This is a genomic window from Pseudomonas mohnii (assembly GCF_900105115.1).
In the GTDB taxonomy this organism is placed as follows: domain Bacteria; phylum Pseudomonadota; class Gammaproteobacteria; order Pseudomonadales; family Pseudomonadaceae; genus Aquipseudomonas; species Aquipseudomonas mohnii.
Map to the genome: position 1 here is coordinate 3,824,830 of NZ_FNRV01000001.1, position 19,940 is coordinate 3,844,769.

Annotated in this window: 19 protein-coding genes; 3 read left to right on the forward strand and 16 right to left on the reverse strand. The window is 59.4% G+C overall.

Going from position 1 to position 19,940, the window contains the following annotated elements; genetic code table 11:
• Positions 1–30 precede the first annotated feature (30 nt).
• The 4 genes from BLV61_RS17715 to BLV61_RS17730 all read right to left on the reverse strand — a co-directional run bounded on the left by BLV61_RS17715 (position 31) and on the right by BLV61_RS17730 (position 3,162).
• The gene (locus BLV61_RS17715) at positions 31–1,074 is read right to left on the reverse strand and encodes an RHS repeat-associated core domain-containing protein (RefSeq protein WP_090466702.1); all 1,044 of its coding nucleotides are present in this window, start codon (positions 1,072–1,074) and stop codon (positions 31–33) included.
• A 132-nt stretch (positions 1,075–1,206) separates the two neighbouring features.
• Positions 1,207–1,881: an anti-sigma factor gene (locus BLV61_RS17720; RefSeq protein WP_090466705.1), complete on the reverse strand. Its 675-nt coding sequence runs from the start codon at positions 1,879–1,881 to the stop codon at positions 1,207–1,209.
• On the reverse strand, positions 1,878–2,513 hold the full coding sequence (locus tag BLV61_RS17725; RefSeq protein WP_090466707.1) for an RNA polymerase sigma factor: 636 nt from the start codon (positions 2,511–2,513) through the stop codon (positions 1,878–1,880). The genes BLV61_RS17720 and BLV61_RS17725 overlap by 4 nt, the downstream gene beginning before the upstream one ends.
• Before the next feature lie 55 nt (positions 2,514–2,568).
• Entirely contained in the window at positions 2,569–3,162 is a 594-nt protein-coding gene (locus tag BLV61_RS17730) for a fasciclin domain-containing protein (protein ID WP_090466709.1), read from the reverse strand.
• Positions 3,163–3,463: 301 nt separating this feature from the next.
• Here BLV61_RS17730 and BLV61_RS17735 point away from each other — a divergent pair, with 301 nt between their 5' ends.
• Positions 3,464–4,024, forward strand: coding sequence for a DUF2780 domain-containing protein (locus tag BLV61_RS17735; protein WP_047534291.1), 561 nt, complete (start codon positions 3,464–3,466; stop codon positions 4,022–4,024).
• Here BLV61_RS17735 and BLV61_RS17740 read toward each other — a convergent pair whose 3' ends face one another.
• Positions 4,025–4,912: an acyltransferase gene (locus BLV61_RS17740; protein ID WP_090466711.1), complete on the reverse strand. Its 888-nt coding sequence runs from the start codon at positions 4,910–4,912 to the stop codon at positions 4,025–4,027. It lies immediately after the preceding gene.
• A 300-nt stretch (positions 4,913–5,212) separates the two neighbouring features.
• On the opposite strand from BLV61_RS17740, the gene rloA2 reads away from it, so the two are divergent.
• On the forward strand, positions 5,213–5,716 hold the full coding sequence (gene rloA2 / locus BLV61_RS17745) for a retropepsin-like aspartic peptidase RloA2 (protein WP_090466713.1): 504 nt from the start codon (positions 5,213–5,215) through the stop codon (positions 5,714–5,716).
• Positions 5,717–5,823: 107 nt separating this feature from the next.
• Here the strand turns inward: rloA2 and BLV61_RS17750 are convergent, their stop codons facing one another.
• The 11 genes from BLV61_RS17750 to BLV61_RS17800 all read right to left on the reverse strand — a co-directional run bounded on the left by BLV61_RS17750 (position 5,824) and on the right by BLV61_RS17800 (position 19,145).
• Positions 5,824–6,870, reverse strand: coding sequence for an RHS repeat-associated core domain-containing protein (locus BLV61_RS17750; protein WP_090466714.1), 1,047 nt, complete (start codon positions 6,868–6,870; stop codon positions 5,824–5,826).
• Positions 6,871–7,052: 182 nt separating this feature from the next.
• On the reverse strand, positions 7,053–8,087 hold the full coding sequence (locus BLV61_RS17755; protein WP_090466715.1) for an RHS repeat-associated core domain-containing protein: 1,035 nt from the start codon (positions 8,085–8,087) through the stop codon (positions 7,053–7,055).
• 102 nt (positions 8,088–8,189) lie between these two features.
• Positions 8,190–8,819, reverse strand: coding sequence for a glutathione S-transferase (locus tag BLV61_RS17760; protein ID WP_090469914.1), 630 nt, complete (start codon positions 8,817–8,819; stop codon positions 8,190–8,192).
• Between the two features lie 198 nt (positions 8,820–9,017).
• Entirely contained in the window at positions 9,018–10,316 is a 1,299-nt protein-coding gene (locus BLV61_RS17765) for an MFS transporter (protein ID WP_090466717.1), read from the reverse strand.
• 466 nt (positions 10,317–10,782) lie between these two features.
• Complete coding sequence (locus BLV61_RS17770; protein WP_047534276.1) at positions 10,783–10,962, reverse strand: hypothetical protein; 180 nt, start codon at positions 10,960–10,962, stop codon at positions 10,783–10,785.
• On the reverse strand, positions 10,959–12,089 hold the full coding sequence (locus tag BLV61_RS17775; protein WP_090469917.1) for a PepSY-associated TM helix domain-containing protein: 1,131 nt from the start codon (positions 12,087–12,089) through the stop codon (positions 10,959–10,961). The genes BLV61_RS17770 and BLV61_RS17775 overlap by 4 nt, the downstream gene beginning before the upstream one ends.
• A 72-nt stretch (positions 12,090–12,161) precedes the next feature.
• Positions 12,162–14,597, reverse strand: coding sequence for a TonB-dependent siderophore receptor (locus BLV61_RS17780; protein WP_090466719.1), 2,436 nt, complete (start codon positions 14,595–14,597; stop codon positions 12,162–12,164).
• A 214-nt stretch (positions 14,598–14,811) separates the two neighbouring features.
• Positions 14,812–15,795, reverse strand: coding sequence for a FecR domain-containing protein (locus tag BLV61_RS17785; protein ID WP_090466721.1), 984 nt, complete (start codon positions 15,793–15,795; stop codon positions 14,812–14,814).
• Positions 15,792–16,310, reverse strand: a complete 519-nt coding sequence (locus BLV61_RS17790) for an RNA polymerase sigma factor (RefSeq protein WP_090466723.1) — start codon at positions 16,308–16,310, stop codon at positions 15,792–15,794. The genes BLV61_RS17785 and BLV61_RS17790 overlap by 4 nt, the downstream gene beginning before the upstream one ends.
• Positions 16,311–16,500: 190 nt before the next feature.
• Complete coding sequence (locus BLV61_RS17795; RefSeq protein WP_047534268.1) at positions 16,501–17,208, reverse strand: 3'-5' exonuclease; 708 nt, start codon at positions 17,206–17,208, stop codon at positions 16,501–16,503.
• Positions 17,205–19,145, reverse strand: a complete 1,941-nt coding sequence (locus BLV61_RS17800; RefSeq protein WP_090469922.1) for a putative nucleotidyltransferase substrate binding domain-containing protein — start codon at positions 19,143–19,145, stop codon at positions 17,205–17,207. The genes BLV61_RS17795 and BLV61_RS17800 overlap by 4 nt, the downstream gene beginning before the upstream one ends.
• A 253-nt stretch (positions 19,146–19,398) precedes the next feature.
• Between BLV61_RS17800 and BLV61_RS17805 the strand changes: the two genes are divergently transcribed.
• Complete coding sequence (locus BLV61_RS17805; protein ID WP_090466725.1) at positions 19,399–19,845, forward strand: response regulator; 447 nt, start codon at positions 19,399–19,401, stop codon at positions 19,843–19,845.
• Positions 19,846–19,940 lie beyond the last annotated feature (95 nt).

Here is a 19,940-nt window from a genome sequence, read left to right on the forward strand (position 1 = left end):
ATGAGTTTGTCCGGTTCTGACGTCGTCTTACTATTTTTGGTATCTGGGCAAGGCTATCGGGGCGTCAGGGTCGCTGCGTAGTTGCCTTATAAAGGTTTCTAACTCGTCCATTCTAAGCCGTTGAGACGGTGATGGAGTGTCTTGAATCGAGTCCAAAATGGATTGAAATTCACGTGTAAGGTTATTGGCTCTGTTCTGAATTCTAGATGCTGGTGGTACTCGGGCAGTAGCCGGGGAAAACTCTGGTGGATAGTTAGTAACAAACTCTCCCGTGAAGTGAGTATCTGCATCCAGGGAGTTATAGGTTGGGGGGCGCGCGCGTAAGTCTCGTTGTAATCTAAAAGGGTTTGCAGAGGTTAAGGCTTTATAACGAGGAGGTGGTCCAGCAGGAGCACCGTTTGCTTGGAAAAGGGGAATGCCGGCGGGTGCTTTGTTAGTCATCGAAGCAATTTTGGCTGTTGAGGATGTGTTGTTTTCTATTTGCTTGGCCATGCGATTTTTAAATATTGGTCGCATAAATTTTAATGTTGCCTTGAGCGCCGTAAAGAAACTATGTCCTGTCGGGTCTACCTGATTCACCGGATCCCCCACACAATACCCATACGCATTCAACCCACCCTCCCCAAACGGACTCCAACTGTCCGGACTGTTAAACCGCATCAACACCGGGTTAAACGCCCGATAACCATTGCCTAACAAATAAGACCCCGACACCGGATCCCGCCGTTCGCCATTGAACCCGAGCAGGCTGAGCAAGCCGTTCTGCCGATGGCCGTAAGGCGTGTAGGCGAGTGGATGCCGCACACTGGCGTCGAGCAGGTTCAACACCGAGCGCTGTTGATCCGTGGCCAGGAGGTGGGTTTGCACGGCGGTGGTTTGGCGTTCTCGCTGCGCCAGCAGTTGATCTTCGTGCTGCATGATCGAACGCTGCACGGCGCCCTGGATCTCGGTGCTCAGGCGATCTTTCAGATAGAAGCGCTGAACGCTTGCCTGCGCCGAGGGCGCGCTGGCGGTCACTCGATTCAGTGCATCGTAGTGGTAGCGGCACAGCACGGTAGCGCGATTGGACGGCATGGTGAGGGCTCCCTGAAATATCCGGTCATTCAGGATTTCACTGTGGCGCAATCGAACTGAACTGCCTACTAACAGAACTGATAGTGGCGCCGTATTTGCGCAGTGTTCACAGCCCCCTCGCCACAAGGGCAATTACAACGCCGCCAATGCCCCTTGATACAACGCCGGCCCGGTCGGTTGCCCGGTCGGCGAACCGCCCTTCGGTTCCAGGGTGACCGCCAGCGCAATCGGCTTGCCGATCAGTGCTTTCTGCGCGTCGCTCAGTACTACCTTGCCTTTGCCGCCCGCCGGGATTACCCCGAGGGAAACCGGTTTGCCGTCGGCCGGTATCGCCCACAGTTCCAGGCTTTGCTGCGGTGTGATCGCCGCCAATGCCAGCGGTTCGACTTGCAGGTAATCGGCGTGCGCCTGGACGCGCAATGCCGGCTGTGCGTCGGCGCTGGCCAGGGTTGCGCTGTAGCGTACGTCGTCGCGGGTGTAGATCACGCCAATGGTCACGGCGATCACGAGGGTGGCAATCGCCGCCGTTGCCCGTAGCCAGTTCCAGAACGGGCGCTTCTGCGGCATGTGCAGGACCTGCGGTTCGATGCGCGCGGTAATGCCTTTCCACACGCGGTCTGGCACCGGTTGTTCTGGCAGGGTATCGGTGAGGCTGGCGAGGCTTTCCTGCCATAGCGCCAACTCCACACGAAGCGCCGCGTCTTCCAGCAGCAGTTGTTCGAAACGTCGACGCGCGGCCAAGGGCATCAAGCCAATGGCGTAGTCGGCGGCGAGGGCGCGGCGCAGGGACGGCGTTTGATAGTTCATGATTCAAGGCACCTGCGCAGGCGTTCCATGCCACGGCGGATCCAGGATTTCACCGATCCCAGCGGCGCGGCCAGGTGTTCGGCCAGCTCGGCGCCGGACATTCCCTGAAAGTAAGCAATGGTGATCGATTGACGCTGCATGCCCTCGAGGCTGTCCAGGCAACGGTTCAGGGCGCTGGCCTCGCGGGCACTGTTCAGCTGTTCGTGGGCGGATGGGGTTTCGTCCACCAGTGATTGTTCTTCGAGATCGCTCAACGGCCGGTCGCGGTGTTTGCGCAACTGGTCGATCGCCTGGTTGCGGGTGATGTTGATCATCCAGGTCAGCGGTGCCGACAGATGCGGTTCGTAGCGCGAGGCGTTGTTCCAGATCCGCACGAAGCTTTCCTGCAGCACTTCTTCGGCCAGGTCGGGGCGCCCCATGAACCGCAAGGCCACGCCATGCAAGCGCGGGCCGACGCTGCGGTAAAGCGTCTCGAACGCACGGCGGTCACCCAGTGAGCACTGGGCCAGCAAGTGCCTGAGCTGATCGGCGTCGGCGATGGAAATAGCGGTGCTCCAAATAGACGAGGTGCGCAGCGTAGGGTGTCGATTGCAGGCAGAGGTTAGTTCACGGCGCGCGGTTGTTCCATTCACGGGTGGACACCTCGGAAAAACCGCCAGCCCCACTGCGCAGGGCCGGCGACTGTGCTCAACTTTTCGGCATCAGGACTTTGTCGATGACCTGAATCACGCCATTGGACTGGTACACGTCATAGGTGGTGATGTCGGCGATGTCGCCTTTTTCATCCTTGATCGTGATGTTGTGCGGGCCGTTCATCATTGCCCATAGCTTGCCGCCGGCGACTGTGGTGAGTTCGGTCTTGCCGCCGCCGGCCTTGATCTTCTCGGCCAGGGTCATCATGTCGAGTTTGCCGGCGACCACGTGGTAAGTGAGGATCTTGGTCAGGGTGGCTTTGTTTTCCGGTTTCAGCAGGGTGTCGACGGTGCCGGCGGGCAGGGCGGTAAACGCCGAATTGACCGGGGCGAAAACGGTGAACGGGCCTTTGCCCTTGAGGGTGTCGACCAGGCCTGCGGCCTTCACGGCGGCGACCAGGGTGGTGTGGTCGGAGGAGTTGACCGCGTTATCGACGATGTCTTTGCTCGGCAGCATGCTTTGGCCGCCGACCATCACGCTGTCGTGACTCATGGTAGCGGCTTGCACGGTGGTGTTCAGGGCGACGCCGCCAAGGGCCAGGGTCAGCAGGCTGGCAATCAAGGGTGTTTTGAGCGAGGTGCGTATCATGGTGATGATCCTTTTGGGGAGAATCGGCCAGGAATGTCTGTCCGTGCCTTGATATACGGGCGTAGGGCGGGACTGGATGCAGCATCGGGAAAATATTGTGATGAACCTGATCCCTGTAGGAGCGAGCCTGCTCGCGATGGACGCCAACGATAACGCGTGCTATCTGAATGACCGCGTTGTCCCTGCGTTTTTCGCGAGCAGGCTCGCTCCTACAGGGGCGGGAACAATGTCGGGGGAAACCAGTCCAACGCGCAGCTGTTCACCGCCCACTGTCGGGCGGTTTTTCATAGAGGATGTCTGGATGAAGATTTCACGCGGTATTGCACTGGCTTCGCTGATGACCCTGGCGGCCAGCCCGGTCTTCGCCCAGTTCAGCCTGGGCGATGCGGCCAACGCCATTTCGGGGATGCAGGGCGGTAACGCGGCCACCAATGCCGCCCCAACCCCGCAGACGGCAGATCTGCTGGGCGCACTCAGCCAATTGAACGTAACTCCGCAACAGGCCGTCGGTGGTGCCGGGGCAATGCTGGGGCTGGCGAAGAATCAATTGAGTTCGGCCGACTATTCGGAGCTGGCCAAAAACGTACCGGGCATCGACATACTTTCGGGTGGCGGCGAATTGGGCGCGCTCGCCGGTTTGCTCGGTTCAAGCGGCAAGGCGGCAGGGCTGGATAACGCCTTGGGCAACGTCAAGGACACCAACGACTTGAACAACGCCTTCAGCGCCCTGGGCATGGACAGCGGCATGGTTGGCATGTTTGCCCCGGTGATCCTGCAATACCTCGGTCAACAGGGCGTTGCCGGTTCGCTGTTGCAAAGTCTGGGCGGCATCTGGGGCACCGGTATCGGCACCGGCAGTTGATCAGCCGCTTTCGCCGCGCAACGCGTCGATGCGCCGGTCCTTCTCGATCCAGAGCTGGTTGACCCAGTTCTGGATTTTCTCGCGAAACAGCGGATCGTTTTCGTAATCACCCTGCCACAGCGCAGGGTCGAGTTCCCGGGTCTTGATGTCGATGATGACCCTTGGCACGTTGCCGCTGATCAGATCCCAGAACCCCGGAATCCCCTGCTGCGGATACACCACCGTCACGTCGAGAATCGCATCCAGCTGTTCGCCCATTGCCGCCAGCACAAACGCCACGCCACCGGCCTTGGGTTTGAGCAGGTGAGTGAACGGAGATTGTTGCTGGGCGCTTTTGGCTGCGGTGTAGCGAGTGCCTTCCAGATAATTGACCACCGTCACCGGCTGGCGCTTGAACAATTCGCAGGCCTGCCGGGTGATCTCCAGATCCTTGCCGGCCAGTTCCGGGTGCCTGGCCAGAAACGCCTTGGTGTAGCGTTTCATGAACGGGTAATCCAGCGCCCACCAGGCCAAGCCCAGGAACGGCACCCAGATCAGCTCTTTCTTGAGGAAGAATTTGAAAAATGGCGTGCGTCGGTTCAGCGTCTGGATCAGCGCCGGAATATCGACCCAGGATTGGTGATTGCTGATGACCAGGTAGGAGGTGTCGCGACGCAGGTCATCACCGCCGCGTATATCCCATTGGGTAGGGATGCACAGACGGAAGATCAGCTTGTCGATTTCCGACCAGGTTTCGGCGATCCACATCACCGACCAGGAGGCGTAATCGCGAAAGCGACCGGGCAGGACCAGTTTGAGCAGGGCAAACACCATCAAGGGCCCGATCAGGGTCAAGGTGTTGAGCAACAGCAGCAGGGTGACGAAACAGCCGGTGAGCAGGCGGCGCATAAGTAACTCTTGAAAGCCTTTGGGCGCGCCATGATAAGCAGCTTCGGTCGGCAGGCCAAATCGGCTGATGACGAATGTTTCACCATTGGATGGGTAGGCTGGGCAGGAAAATCAGGTCACATCACGATGTTGATTGCACCGGCCCCTTCGCGGGTGAGCCCGTTCCCACGGTGGATTACGGTGTTTTTGAGTCAGACAAAACCCGGTGGGAACGCGGCTTGCCCGCGAAGCGATTTCAAGAACGAATTGCCCGCTGACGGTCTAAAATTTCGCTGCCCATTCACCCAGGATGCCCATCACGTGAAATCCCTTCTCGCACTGCTGTCCCTGTTAGCCCTGCCGGTGCTGGCCGCCGAGCCCACCCTGTACGGGCGTTACGAATACATCGCCCTGCCGGAAATCGGCGGTGAAGTGCTCAAGGCGAAAATGGACACCGGCGCCCTGACGGCATCGCTGTCGGCCAAGGACATCGAAACCTTTACCCGTGATGGCGAGAACTGGGTGCGTTTCCGCCTCGCCACCAAGGGGGCGAGCGACAAAGTCTACGAACACAAGGTCGCGCGGATCAGCAAGATCAAGACCCGCTCAGAAGAGGACGATGACGAAGAAACCGCCGCGCCTTCCAAGCGCCCGGTGGTCGATCTGGAATTGTGCCTGGGCAACGTCAAGCGCACGGTCGAGGTCAACCTGACGGACCGCAGCAGCTTTAACTATCCGCTGCTGATTGGCGCCAAGGCCTTGCGCGAGTTTGGCGCGGCGGTAAATCCGGCTCGACGGTTTACGGCGGACAAGCCGGATTGTTGATTGAACCTCTCGATTTTGTCCTTGATCAAAGGGTCGCAGCCTGCGGCAGCTCCAGAAGCGCATGTTTGATGCAAGAGCTGCAGTAGGCTGCGAACTTTTGTATTTGTTTAAGGTAAGTTGGACCTTTTGAACATTAGTTCATGTTTAAATTCTATCAATTCGTTGTTTGTTAATTGGTCTAGGTTTTCGGACCAATAATGATAATGCTGTTTTTCTTCTTCTCTGCTTCTTATTTTTTCTGAGATGCGCGCAACGTCGTTTTCATTGTGTGAATGTCGCGCATTTTTTATTTCTTTAGTGCGCTTGTATTCCAGCTTGCTTATTGATCTATCTAAAGTCTCGATGCGTGATTGAATCAAGTCGTTCAGCTTTTTTTTAATTTTTATATTAAAGCCTGATGCTGGATTGTTAGTTGATATATTTGGTTTTTTTTCAATGCCTGCATTAGCTTCTGCGCCTTTGGTGGAAGCGCTGTGTTTGGGGTCTGTTAAACTTTGGGCGCCAGCAGGTTGATTGATTGTGGATATGAGCTTTTTACTATTGTGAGCTAGCTGTGGTCTGGGTATATGAAAGGTCTTATTGTCCTGATTGAGTCTTGTAAAAAAACGGACCCAAAAAGGCGCATGTCCGTTTCGATCCACCAGATTTATCGGATCCCCCTCACAATACCCATACGCATTCAACCCCCCCTCCCCAAACGGACTCCAGCTGTCCGGACTGTTAAACCGCATCAACACCGGGTTGAACTGCCGATACCCATTGCCCAAATGATAGTGCCCGGTCAACGGGTCAGGCTGTTCGCCATTGAAGCCGCGCAGGCTCAGCAGTCTATCGACCGCCGGATGATGGCCATAAGGGGAATAAGCAAGGGGATGAGGTCCCGTGGCGTCGAGGGTGTTGAGCACGGAACGTTGCTGATCGGTTGCCAGTAACGTGGCGGTCACGCTTGCTTCGCGATGATTTCGTTGCGCCAGCAACTGGTCGCCGTGCTGGAGGATGCTCCAGCGCGTACCGCCCTGGATTTCAGTGGTCAATCGGCCGTCACAATGAAAACGCTGGATGACCGGTTGTTGAGGCACCGTGCAGCCACTCTGGCGGTCCAGCGGATCGTAGTGGTAGCGGCACAGCAGGGTTTCATGGGGTGAATTGGGCATGGCTTGAGCTCCGTGCAAGGTCCGGTTGGCCGGACCTTTAGCATCGGAGTTTTTACAGCGGTTGCCTACTAGCAGATCTGATAGGGGGGGCGTCGCTCATCCTGGGTCCATTGAGAAGATGTGAGCTTCGAAGAAACCCGACGCTGTGTCGCGGACTTGCTGTGCTGCGCCTCGGTCGGTTGCTACACACCCTGCCTGATTACCTCGGCATAGGTTGGGAGAGTAGCCGCTTCATAAGAGGGTGGAGGTTGTTTGGCCAAGTCGTAGAGTGGTGATAGAGCTGCTCTCTCTCTTGCCATATCTTCCAGTCGCCTGAACAAGTTCGCGCTGTCGTGGCGATTAAGCGTGGGCAGTCCATAAAGTATATCGGCACTGACTCTTTCGTGAGTGGTTAGAAGCTCAAATCTGGTTATTACGTTTTGTGCGTGCTCCGTGTCAACTATAAAGTTGATAGTCATGTCGATGTCTGAAGGGGGGAGGGGTTTAACTTCAGGCGTATTGTTGATTAGGTAGTGTTTTGGCTTTTTGTAGTTTTGGTATGCAATTTTTTTAAATTCTTTTGGTCCGCCCAATAGTTCAATTGAATGTAAAAACGAATCGGTGGTCTCTTTTGAGATTTTTTTCGTCGGGTGGAGTGGGTTGCTGCTGATGTTTTTACTCAGTTTCTTGATGAAGCTCTTATACCAGTGCCCATTTGGATCAACTCTATTTGCCGGGTCTCCCCCGCAGTATGCATAAGCATTAATTCCTCCCTTGCCAAACGGACTCCAACTGTCCGGGCTGTTAAACCGCATCAACACCGGGTTGAACTGCCGATACCCATTGCCCAAATGATAGTGCCCGGTCAACGGGTCAGGCTGTTCGCCATTGAAGCCGCGCACGCTCAGCAGTCTATCGACCGCCGGATGATGGCCATAAGGGGAATATGCGAGGGGATGAGGTCCCGTGGCGTCGAGGGTGTTGAGCACCGAACGTTGCTGATCGGTTGCCAGTAACGTGGCGGTCACGCTTGCTTCGCGATGATTTCGTTGCGCCAGCAACTGGTCGCCGTGCTGAAGGATGCTCCAGCGCGTACCGCCCTGGATTTCAGTGGTCAATCGGCCGTCACAATGAAAACGCTGGATGGCCGGTTGTTGAGGTAGCGTGCAGCCACTTTGACGGTCCAGCGGATCGTAGTGGTAGCGGCACAGCAGGGTTTCATGGGGTGAATTGGGCATGGCTTGAGCTCCGTGCAAGGTCCGGTTGGCCGAACCTTGAGCATCGGAGTTTTTGTAGTTTTTGCCCACTATCAGAACTGCTAGTGCGTTGGCGTCGCCAGGTCAGCCCTTCGGCATGGTCGCAATCATCGAAGGCCGCTGGCTCACCTCGAAATACCACGCTGCCAACTGCGGGTTCGAATCACGCCAGGCCAGGTCCGGATGGCGCAAGTCCAGGTAACCCAGCGCACAAGCCACGCTGATCGCCGCCACGTCGAAATGGCTGGTCAGTTCGGCAATCGCATCCTTTTCCAGCAGCGCCAGGGCGCGGCGGATCTTGTCGCGTTGGCCGTCGAGCCATTCGTCCCAGTGTTTTTCCGGGGCACGCAGGGCCACTTCGTAACGGACCAGCACGGCGGCGTCCATGATGCCGTCCGCCATGGAGGCCAGGGTCAGGCGCCGCCAGCGTGCGGAGCCGTCGCGGGGAATCAGCGGGTTGCCGACGTGCTGGTGGTCGAGATAGTCGAGGATCACCCGGCTGTCGTGGATGACGTTGCCGTCGGGCAGGCGCAAGGCGGGGATTTTGCTCAGTGGGTTGTCGTCGATCAGGACCTGGTCCGGGGCGACGGGTGTGAGCACGCAGTTTTGCAGGGCCACGCGGTCCTGTTGACCGGTTTCGTGCAGCAGCACCATGACTTTGCGGACGAAGGGCGAAAGAGGGTTGTGGTACAGGGTCATGCTCGGGGCGGACATGGCAGTGACTCGGTCGGTGGCGGTGTCACGCAGCATAACGTGTGGATGCGATAGCTCAAGATCACCGTCACCTTTAGGAGCGAGCCTGCTCGCGAAAAACCTGAGAGCGCCGCGCGGTGTCAGGTGCGCGGCGTCATCGTTAACGCCCCTCGCGACGGTGCGACGATTCGACAGGCTCGCTCCTACAGGGTTTGCGTATTAACGGGCGGGTTGCAGCGTCTGCCCGGCTTCAGGGCCTGTAGTCGCCCGGGGCTTGAGTTCACGAGCCACGGTCCAGACGATGAACGCCGCGACGATGTCGAAAATTGCCAGCACCACGAACAGCGGGCTGTAGCCGATTTTGGTCACCATCACGCCAAACACCAGGGTGAAGGCGGCCGCACCCAGATAGCCGAACATGCCGCCCATGCCGGTGGCGGTGGCCACTTCGTTTTTGCCGAACGAGTCGGAGGTAATCGCATACAACGCACCGGACAAGGTCTGGTGGGCAAAGCCACCGATGCACAGCAACGCAATGGCGGTGTAGGGGCTGGCGACCAGGCCGATGCACGCCGGGCCGATCATGCACGAAGCACCGAACAGCAGGACCATTTTGCGCGAGGTGAACAACGACACGTTGCAGTACTTGTGGAAGAACGGGCTCAGGTAACCACCGAGCACGCAGCCCAGGTCAGCGGCGAGGAACGGCAGCCAGGCGAACATCGCGATTTCCTTGATGTTCATGTGCCGCTCGGTCATCAGGTACAGCGGGATCCACGCGTTGAAGGTCTGCCAGGCCGGCTCGGAGAGCATCCGGGCACTGGCGATGGCGTAGAAGTTGCGGCTGCCGATGATCTTCTTCCAGCTGCCCTTTTTGTTGGATGGGTCTTTGAAGTGATCTTCCTGACCGCTGAGGATGTAATCGCGTTCTTCATCGCTCAGGCGTTTTTGATCGCGCGGATGCTTGTAGAGAATCATCCACAGGAACGTCCAGGCGACGCCCAGGCCACCGACGATCAGGAACGCCAGCTCCCAACCGCTGTGCAGGATTGCCCAGACCACCAGAGGCGGCGCCAGCACGGCACCGATCGACGAGCCGATGTTGAACCAGCCGATGGCCACCGAGCGCTCTTTGGCCGGGAACCATTCGGTGGAGGTCTTGACCGCCGCCGGCAAACCGGCCGCTTCGGTCAGGCCGAGCAGGCCGCGGACAAACGCCAGTCCCTGCCAACCCGTCGCCAGTGCCGCCAGCGCACAGGCGATCGACCAGGCGAAAGCAAAAATGGCGAAGCCCATTTTGGTACCGATGGCATCGATGATGTAGCCGGCAACCGGTTGCATCAGCGCATAGCACACCTGCCAGGCGACAACGATGTGCGAGTACTGCTCGGTGGAGATGTTCATTTCGCTCATCAGGGTCGGAGCGGCCACTGAGAGGGTATTGCGAGCCAGGTAGTTGACCATCAGGCCGGCAGTCACCAGACCGACCATCCACCAACGGATGCCTTTGACTTTCATCACTTCACCATTCTTTATTTTTGGATTTTTTGGTGCTGCAGTTGTTGTAGGTTGTCGTACAACATGCGTCTTTATAGAAGCACACAGGTTAAAGTGTCAACAAATATGTCAGGGGATTTGCGGAAGAAGGCGACGGGCGGGGAAGAGTGGTTGTCGTATGACCTGTAGGAGCGAGCCTGTCGAATCGTCGCACCGTCGCGATGGTTGTCAACGATGACGAGGGGAGCCTGATGCCCCGCGGCGGTCTCAGATACATCGCGAGCAAGCTCGCTCCTACAGGGGGCGGGAGGTAAGCCTGGACATTAGCGCCGTTGCAGCAGACCGCGCAGGGCGAAACCTGTAGGAGCGAGCCTGTCGAATCGTCGCACCGTCGCGATGGTCGTCAACGATGACGCGGTACGCCTGATGCCCCGCGCCGTATTCGAATGCATCGCGAGCAGGGCTCGCTCCTGCAGGGTATGTCGCGTCAATTGCGTTGCATCAATCCTCGCAGGCCAAGCACAGCGGGAATCCCCAAGCCCAGCCAGCTCAAGGCATCCCAAATGCCATCGCCCAGGAGTGCGGCAAACAACCCGGCGGCACTGAACAGGGCGATGACGGTGGGGGTGGCGAAGACCTTCCAGAAGTTCGACTGGCGGGGCCTCATGCCACGCTCTCCGCTTTTTCCAGCAGCGGTTTCGCGGCTTTGCGCCGTACGACCCAAAGGTAAACCCCGCTGCCGAGCACGATGATCGTCAGCACATCCAGGGTCGCCCAGAGGATTTTCATCGGCATGCCGCCGTAGTCACCGAAGTGCAGTGGCTGCGACATGCCCATGGCGTCCATGTACCACGGGCGTTCGGCCACGGCTGTGACCAGCAGGGTGCTGGCGTCGATCAGTACCGGCGTCAGCAGGTGCGAGGTCAGGTGCGTGCTGCCTTTCATGAACACCGCGTAATGGTGCTCGCTGGAGAAGCGGGTGCCGGGGAAGGCGATGAAGTCTGGCTGCATGTCTGGCGCGACTTCGTTGGCGATGTCCAGCAATCGGGTCGCGGGCGCCCGTTGTGTCAGCGGCGGTGCGTCACGGTACGGTGCGATCATCGCGCTGAGGCTGTCGTTGCGCCAGGCGGCGATCAGCAAGTCGGCGCAGGCACTGATGACCCCGGTCACGCCCACCACCAGGGCCCAGGTCAGGGTCACGACACCGATCAGGTTGTGCAGGTCGAGCCAGCGCAGGCGGGTGGATTTGTCCTGGCGCACGGTGGCGAATTTCAAGCGCCGCATGAACGGCAGATACAGCACGGTGCCGGAAATGATCGCCACCACGAACAGGATGCCCATGGATGCCAGCAGCAACTTGCCCGGCAGCCCGGCGAACAGGTCCACATGCAGGCGCAGCATGACCATCATCAAACCTCCATTGGCCGACGGCATCTCCAGCGCCTCGCCGGTGCGGGCGTCGAGCATGAAGGTGTGAGACGAGTTCGGTTCGGTTCCGGCGGTGGGTGCCATGATCGCGACCACGGCGTTGGGCTCATCGTCCTCGAAACCGAAGTACTGCATGACGTCGCCGGGGCGATGCTGCTCGGCGGCCTGCACCAGCTGCTGCAAATTCAGGTGCGGGGTGTCCGCAGGCATTGGCTTCAGTTCGGCGGCATCGCCCAGCCAATGGTCGATCTCGTGATGGAAAATCAGCGGCAGGCCGGTCAGGGCCAGCATCAGCAGGAACACCGTGCAGATCAGGCTGGACCAGGTGTGCACGGCGGACCAGCGGCGAATTGTTTTGCTTTTCATTTCATGGCCTTCAGGAATACCCAGGCCGTCCATGGAGGACGGCCTGGTTGTGGGGCATGTCAGGTCACGCCCTTACCACTTGTAGTTAATGCTGGCCATGACGTTGCGACGGTCGCCGTAGTAGCAATAGAAACCGTCACAGGTAGAGATGTATTCCTTGTCGAATACGTTGTTCGCATTGACGGCCACACTGACGCCCTTGAGCGTATTGTTCAGACGGCCCAGGTCGTAATGAACAGCGGCGTCATAGACGGTGTAGGAATCGGTATGGCCGTCTGATTTATCGCGCACGAAGTCCATGCTGCCGATGGCAATGTTGTCGGTCTCGCCGATGTAGCGCACGCCGAATCCAAGTCCAAAACCATCCAGCACACCCGTATGCCAGGTGTAGTCAGCCCAGGCAGAGACCTGGTTTTCCGGCGTCAGTGGCAGTGGGCGATTTTGGTCCAGGGGGCTGGTGACTTTGGTCATCTTGGTGTTGGCGTAGGTATAGGCTGCGGTCAATTTGAGGTTTTCGTTGACGTCACCGGTTGCTTCCAGCTCGAAGCCGCGCACCTTGGCTTCACCCAGCGGGCGCGATACGCCAAGGGTGTCACTGAGCACGATGTCTTTTCGCGTCAGGTCATAGGCGGCTGCGGTGAACAGCATGTCGCTGCCTGGCGGTTGGTACTTGAGCCCCACTTCGTATTGCTGGCCGGTCCCCGGGCGAAACGCCTGGCCATTGGCCCCACCCGCTTCGGCCTGAAAGGACTCGGCGTAGGAGACGTAAGGTGTGAAGCCGGAATCGAACACATAGCTGAGGGCGGCATTGCCGGTAAAGGCGGTGTCGTTACGGGTGTCCCTGGCGTCGTTCAGGTTGTAGAAGGTCGAGTCGGTGTGCAGCCAGTCCTGCCGACCGCCCAGAGTCAGGCGCCAGTTATCGAGGGCCATCTGGTCCTGAACATAGAGGCCTGTGTCATGGGTCTTCTGGTTGTAATCATTGAACGCGGTGTAGCTGACGTTGCTGAAGTCCTTGCCGTAAATCGGGTTGATGATGTTGCTGGTCGGTGCGCTGCCATACAGCCATTGGTAGTTGGTGTTGACACGCTGATGGTCAAGTCCCAGCAACACGGTGTGCTTGAGCGGGCCCGTTTCAAAATCGGCCTGGAAGTTGTTATCCACGGCGAACTGGCTGATGTCTTCATTGACGATGTTGGCGCCCCGGGCCACGGTGCCGTCGTCACTGACCGAACCATAAAACCCGCCTGCGGTGATGCCCTGGAAGGACAGGTCGCTCTTGGTATAGCGCAGGTTCTGACGGAACTGCCAAACGTCGTCCATCCGGTGCTCAAAGGCATAACCCAGGGCGTAGTAAGTCTTGTCGTAGAACTCCCATTGCGGATCGCCGAGGTTCTTGTGGAATTTCACCTCGCCGGCAGGCGATGAAAGCTTGGTGCCTTGCAACGGCAGGAACTGACTGGTGTTGCCGGTATCGTCACGGTTGAACTGGCTGAGGAAGGTCAGTCGGGTATCGGGATCAATGTTCCAGGTAAGGCTGGGAGCGATGTTGTAGCGTTTATCGTCGTCGTGCTCGATGGTGGTGTTGCTGTCCCGTACCACGCCGCTGACGCGGTAAAGCAAACGCCCTTCATCGTCGACGGGGCCGGTGCTGTCGAAGCTGATCTGCTTGCGCTGATAGCTGCCGATCTGCAGTTGCACTTCGTGACTGGTAAAGGCGTCGGGGCGGCGGCTGACCATATCGATCAACCCGCCGGGCGGCGTCTGGCCGTACACCGAGGAAGCCGGGCCGCGCAGCAGGGCCACGCGTTCAAGATCCCAGGTTTCCATTTTCGGCATGGTGTAGGCGCCCTTGGGGAGCGGCAAGCCATCGAGAAACTGGGTCGGTTCAAATCCGCGCACCTTCAGCCACTCGGCGCGGCTGTCGCTGCCGTAGCTGCTCGCGACGACGCCCGGCATGTAACGCACGGCGTCATCCAGATTCTGCACGGCGCGATCTTGCATCTGCTCGCGAGTGGCAACCGAAATCGAGCGCGGCACTTCGGCCAGAGCGGTGTCGGTCTTGGTCCCGGCGGCCGTGCGCTTGGCCAGGTAGCCTTGCACCGGTCCCCAGGCGCTTTCAGTGTCTTGCACGCCGATCACGCTGGTCGCCGGCAGGGCCAACGCACCCTCGGGCACGGCCGCCAGGCTGTAGGTGCCGCTGCCGCTCTGCTCCAGTTGCAGGCCGCTGCCGCGCAAGGCTTCACGCAGGGCGCCAGGGGCGTCGAACTGGCCTTTGACCGGTGCCGAGGTCTTGCCCGCCGCCAGTGACGGATTGAGTGACAAGGCCAGACCGGCCTGGCTGGCGATCTGGTTCAACGTGCTGGCCAGGGGGGCGGCCGGCAGGTTGTAGGCGCGAACGCTGGAGGCTAGTTCAGCGGCAATCAGTTGGCTACTGGCCAGGGGGGCGTAAAGCGCAATGGCAACCGCCAGCAAACGGGGGCGCAACAAGGTGTCTGGTGAACGGGACATACGGCGGCTCCTGAAAGGGAATACTTCTCAATTGCCTAGGTGCCGAGCGAAAAGTAAAAAGTGATAGGGCGGGATGAAAATAATTTCGATTCAGTTATTTCGAGGTCATCGCGGACCAGCAGGAGCCGGTTTGCCCAGCTATGCCCTTTAAGGCTCCGCGTTTATCCAATGAGCATGGCGTTATCGTTAACGACCATCGCTGGCAGGCCAGCTCCTACAGGGGATTGCGCTTGGCCTCAGTCTTCGCCGCCACCGTCACCCACCACTGTGTGTGCTGCTCAATCTGCACCGGCAGGGTTGGCAGCAGGGCGTCCAGCGCCAGATTGGTGTCCTTGAGCGGGAAGCTGCCGGTGATCCGCAGGTCGGCCACCTCCGGCGCCACACCCAGATGCCCACGGCGATAGCGGCCGAGTTCGTGCACCAGGTCTCCCAGCCGCGCGTTGTCCACCACCAGCATGCCGCGGGTCCAGGCATCGGCGCCGAGGCCGAGCGCAGCCACCGGGCCCAGGCCGTCGTTGCGTATCAGCACTTGCTGGCCTTCGCGCAGGATTTGCTCTTGCGGGCTCGATTCAGGGTGTGCGGCCACCGCCGACTGCAGCACGCTCAGGCGCGTCCCTTCTGCTTCGCGCTTGACCAGAAAACGCGTGCCCAGGGCGCGCATGCTGCCTTCGCGGGTTTCGACGATAAACGGTCGGGCATCGCCATGGGCGGTTTCGACCAGGATCTCGCCTTCCTGAAGAATGACCCGGCGCTGCTTCTCGTCGAAGCGAACGTCCACGGCGCTGTGGGTGTTGAGGTTGATCAGCGTGCCGTCGGCCAGGCGCAGGGTGCGTTGTTCGCCAGTGGCGGTGCGCTGGTCCGCCAGCCAATAGTCGAGCGGCAGGTAACGATCTGCGGTGAACAGCGCCAGGCCCATCACGGCGACGACGCTGGCCATGCCGCTGCCAAGCTTGCGCATGCGTCGGCGAAGGCTTTCGCGCGATTGCAGCAGGGCGGTGCGGGCCGGGCCGCTGGCGACGCTGAAACGCTGGTCGAGCATGCCCAACTGGCGCCAGGCGCGAGCGTGTTCTTCGTGGGCGGCATGCCATTTGGAGAACGCTTCGCGCTCGACCGGGTTGCCGGAATCCAGCGACAGCTGCCAGGCAATCGCCGCGTCCAGCACCTGTGCCGACACCGGCCTGGAACTGATCGGGTTCATGTCGGCTCACCGTACAGCGCGATGTAGCACTGCCGAATGCCCTGGGCCAGGTACTGACGCACCCGTGGTACCGATACGCCCAGGCGTTCGGCGATTTGCGCGTGATTGAGGCCGTCGAGACGGTTGTAGAGAAACGCCGCCCGCGCCTTGCTCGACAGTTTGCCGAGCAGGCGATCGATGTTTTTCAGGTCTTCAAGGATCATTTGCTGTTCTTCCACCGACGGTTGCTCGGCTTCGGGTATCAGCATCAGTTCGGTCAGGTAAGCCTGTTCCAGTGCGGCTCTACGGAAGTGGTCAAACAGCAGGCCTTTGGCAATGGCCACCAGAAAGGCCCGAGGCTCGCGCGGTTCCTTCAATTGCTCACGGCCGAGCAAACGCACGAACGTGTCCTGACTCAGGTCTTCGGCCCGTTGCGGGCAGGCAACGTTGCGCCGAAGCCAGGCCAACAGCCAACCGCGATGGTCGCGATATAACGCACCGACGAGCTCATTCTGGGGGCTTGGGACTGACGTCACGTAGCATTACCGATTGGGAAGCGTTAACTAACGAGAATAGTTCGCGATTGTGTCAGAGGCGGGGGAGGTAAAGCAATTGGCGTTGGTCGGGAGACCGCGTCATCGTTTATCGCGGGCAAGCCACAAGGTTATGCACAATTCCTGTGGGAGTGCGGCTTGCCCGCGATGAGGCCGGAACAGAGGTTGAAGATCAGAAGGACGGTGTGCGCTGCCGTCGCTTCCACTGATTCAAGCGCTGCTGCAAATTCAACGGGCTATGAATCTGCTGCTGCCGTGCCCGGCTGAACAGGATCAGCGCCAATTCGGCGGTCGCCAGGGCATCGGCGCTGGCGTTGTGGCGCTCGAAGACTTCGAGCTTGAACCAGTCGATCCACTCGTCCAGCCCGGCTTCGCGGATGTTGGCTTGCGGGCACAGCAGCGGGGCGATGTCCGCCACATCCAGAAAGGGATGCTGCAACTTGTAGCCCAGATGATCTTTCAAGGCGCGGCCGAGCATGTGTTGATCGAAAGGCGCATGGAAGGCCAGGATCGGGCTGTCACCGACGTACTCCATGAATTCGACCAATGCCAGCGCCGGGTCACTGCCGGCGGCAATCGCGCTGGGGCCGATGCCGTGGATCAATACGCTGGGACCGAGTTTGACTTCGGTGCACTGCAGGGTGCGTTCGAATTGCTGGCTGAAATCAATCGCGCCGTCCTCGATCACCACTGCGCCGATGGACAGCACGCGGTCCTTGTTCAGGTTCAGCCCGGTGGTTTCCAGGTCCAGTACGACCCAGCGCTGTTCGCGCAGGCTGCATTCACTCAGCCCAGTCGGTGTTGGCAAGCGTTGCAGGCGAAGTTGCAGCTCCCCGGACAGTATCGGGCCGGCCGGGCGCAGCCATGAAAACAGGCTCATAGCTGATACCGCAGGGTCAGGCTGCTTTGCAGGCGTTGGGCCTGGCGCAGCGATTCACGCAGGATGCGTCGGTCCAGATGATTGAGGCTGTCCGGGTCCACGCGGTTGGAGTAGGGCAGGTTTTCCCGGGTCTGGCGTTGATGTTGCTGCATGCGGGTTTGCTGAATGAAGTGATACGCCTCTTCATACGCTGCACCGTCCAGGGCGTCGATGACCTCCTTGTCGACCAACTGGCGAAACCGCTCCAGCGTATTGTTCGCTTCGACGCCGTTGGCCAGGGCCAGTAAACGTGCAGCATCGACGAACGGGGTCAGGCCCTGGACCTTCAGGTCGAGGGTGGCCTTCTCGCCATTTTTCCGGGCCAGCACAAACTCACGGAAACGGCCCACGGGTGGACGATTGCGTAAGGCGTTCTCGGCCATCATGCGCTGGAACAAGCGGTTGTCGCCGACTTGATCGAGAATTCCGCGCCGCAACTGTTCGCAGCCTTGCTCGCTGCCCCAGACCACGCGCAAATCGAAATAGATACTCGAACCGAGCAGGTTCTCCGGCGTTGCCTCGCGGATAAATGCTGCAAAACGCCGAGCCCATTCGCTTCGGGACAAACACAGCTCGGGGTTGCCGGCCATGATGTTGCCCTTGCACAGGGTGAAGCCGCACAGGGCCAGGCTCTGGTTGATCTGCTGGGCGATGGGCAGCAACTTGCCGCGAATTTCAGCGGCGTGGGCGGCGTCCCGCGCTTCAAAGATGATGCCGTTGTCCTGATCCGTGTGCAGGGTTTGCTCGCGGCGGCCTTCGCTGCCGAAACACAGCCAACTGAACGGCACGCCGGGGTCGCCTTTCTCGGCCAGGGTCAACTCGATCACCCGGCACACGGTGTGGTCGTTGAGCAGGGTGATGATGTGGGTGATTTGGGTCGAAGACGCGCCGTGGGCCAGCATGCGTTCCACCAGTTGACCGATCTCGCCGCGCAGGGTGACCAGGTTTTCCACACGCTGGGCGCTGCGAATGGTGCGCGCCAGGTGCACCAGGTCGACCCGTTGCAGGGAAAACAGGTCACGTTCCGAGACCACACCGCACAGGCGCTGGTTCTTGACCAGGCAGACGTGGGCGATGTGGCGCTCGGTCATGGCAATGGCGGCGTCAAAGGCGCTGTGATCCGGCGACAGGAAAAACGGCGCATGGGTCATGTGCCGTTCGATGGTTTCGTTGAAGTCATTCGTGCCGTTGGCCACGACCTGACGCAAGTCACGCAGGGTGAAAATCCCCAGCGGCGCCTTTTGCGCATCGACCACCACAATGCTGCCCACCTGCTGTTCATGCATCAGGGTCACGGCTTCGCGCAGGGGTGTCTCCGGGCTGCAGGTCACCGGATGGCGCATGGCCAATTCGCCGAGGCGGGTGTTGAGCGAGTATTGGGTGCCGAGGGTTTCCACGGCCTTTTGCTGGACCTGCTGGTTGACCTGATCCAACAGACTACTGACGCCGCGTAGGGCAAAGTCGCGGAAGGTGCTGGAAATGGCGAACAGTTTGATGAACGCGAGCTTGTTCAGCTGTAGGCAAAAAGTGTCTTCGGCGGCGAGATGCTCGGTGCGGGTCGCCCGCTCGCCCAGCAACGCGGCGAGGGGAAAACACTCGCCGGTGGTGATTTCGAAGGTCGTTTCAGTGCCGCCCTTGGCCGTGTGCGGACGTTCGCCCACGACCCGGCCCTGCTTGACGATGTAAAAGTGTTCAACCGGGCCATCGGCAGGCTTGATGATGCTTTCGCCGGGCGCATAAAAACGCAGCTGACACTGCTCAACCAGGTACGCCAGGTGCGCGTGTTCCATTTGATTGAAGGGCGGGAAGCGCTGAAGGAATTGCAAGGTGCCCTGGATGTTCTGCAACACCGCGGTTTTCCCTGCCTGTGTGAAGGCGTCCGCTTTACTCATAACCATAACCGCAGTCTTGTTGGATTTTTTGTCGTCGGATGACTCGGCCATGGTCGGCCCCTGCGGTCCGGGTGCCCATTGGACGTAAGTCTAGGTAGGTGATGTGTGTGAGGGAATGTCGGAATAGCCTTACGCAATTGTGCGAAAAACCTCGCAGCCTCCCTATTGGAAAAATATCCGACGAAGTGCACATTGAAGGTCTGCTTAGCGATGTCTGACCACTGTGCTAGGGAATTGAACTGAATATGTAGAGAAAGCCATGTCCGACCACGATATTTTGAGTGACGCCGAGCGCGAGGCGCTCAGTGCCATCATGCTGGAACCTGACTTGCCGCCGCAGCGCGTGCTGATCGTCGATGACGATAAAGACGCCCGGGAATTGTTGTCAGAGATTCTGGCGCTGGACGGGATTCGCTGCCTGACCGCCGCCAGTGGCGAGACCGCACTCAAAATGCTGGCAGAGAAACCGGCGATTGGCCTGGTGATCACCGATCTGCGAATGGGCCACATAGACGGCCTGGATCTGATCCGCCGGGTGCGTGAGTCGGAGCGGGCGGCGATGCCGATCATCATCGTCTCGGGGGATGCCGACGTGAAAGACGCCATTGCGGCGATGCATTTGAGTGTGGTGGATTTCCTGCTCAAGCCGATTGATAGCGGTCAGTTGCTGGCGCTGGTGAAGCATGAGTTGGGGATGGAGTCTTAGGCCAGACCTGTCAGCGCCGCTCGCTCCCACAGGGAATCGCATTTGCAAAAGAAAAAGCCCTGATCGTTCGATCAGGGCTTTTTCATGTCCGGCGC

Excerpts from the sequence above, each read along its gene's own strand:
- BLV61_RS17720 (WP_090466705.1), bottom strand. The coding sequence starts at position 1,881 with ATGAACTATCAAACGCCGTCCCTGCGCCGCGCCCTCGCCGCCGACTAC.
- BLV61_RS17775 (WP_090469917.1), bottom strand. The coding sequence starts at position 12,089 with ATGAAAAGCAAAACAATTCGCCGCTGGTCCGCCGTGCACACCTGGTCC.
- BLV61_RS17785 (WP_090466721.1), bottom strand. The coding sequence starts at position 15,795 with ATGAACCCGATCAGTTCCAGGCCGGTGTCGGCACAGGTGCTGGACGCG.
- BLV61_RS17760 (WP_090469914.1), bottom strand. The coding sequence starts at position 8,819 with ATGTCCGCCCCGAGCATGACCCTGTACCACAACCCTCTTTCGCCCTTC.
- BLV61_RS17750 (WP_090466714.1), bottom strand. The coding sequence starts at position 6,870 with ATGCCCAATTCACCCCATGAAACCCTGCTGTGCCGCTACCACTACGAT.
- BLV61_RS17780 (WP_090466719.1), bottom strand. The coding sequence starts at position 14,597 with ATGTCCCGTTCACCAGACACCTTGTTGCGCCCCCGTTTGCTGGCGGTT.
- BLV61_RS17805 (WP_090466725.1), top strand. The coding sequence starts at position 19,399 with ATGTCCGACCACGATATTTTGAGTGACGCCGAGCGCGAGGCGCTCAGT.
- BLV61_RS17715 (WP_090466702.1), bottom strand. The coding sequence starts at position 1,074 with ATGCCGTCCAATCGCGCTACCGTGCTGTGCCGCTACCACTACGATGCA.
- BLV61_RS17730 (WP_090466709.1), bottom strand. The coding sequence starts at position 3,162 with ATGATACGCACCTCGCTCAAAACACCCTTGATTGCCAGCCTGCTGACC.
- BLV61_RS17770 (WP_047534276.1), bottom strand. The coding sequence starts at position 10,962 with ATGAGGCCCCGCCAGTCGAACTTCTGGAAGGTCTTCGCCACCCCCACC.
- BLV61_RS17735 (WP_047534291.1), top strand. The coding sequence starts at position 3,464 with ATGAAGATTTCACGCGGTATTGCACTGGCTTCGCTGATGACCCTGGCG.
- BLV61_RS17795 (WP_047534268.1), bottom strand. The coding sequence starts at position 17,208 with ATGAGCCTGTTTTCATGGCTGCGCCCGGCCGGCCCGATACTGTCCGGG.
- BLV61_RS17740 (WP_090466711.1), bottom strand. The coding sequence starts at position 4,912 with ATGCGCCGCCTGCTCACCGGCTGTTTCGTCACCCTGCTGCTGTTGCTC.
- BLV61_RS17765 (WP_090466717.1), bottom strand. The coding sequence starts at position 10,316 with ATGAAAGTCAAAGGCATCCGTTGGTGGATGGTCGGTCTGGTGACTGCC.
- BLV61_RS17755 (WP_090466715.1), bottom strand. The coding sequence starts at position 8,087 with ATGCCCAATTCACCCCATGAAACCCTGCTGTGCCGCTACCACTACGAT.
- BLV61_RS17800 (WP_090469922.1), bottom strand. The coding sequence starts at position 19,145 with ATGGTTATGAGTAAAGCGGACGCCTTCACACAGGCAGGGAAAACCGCG.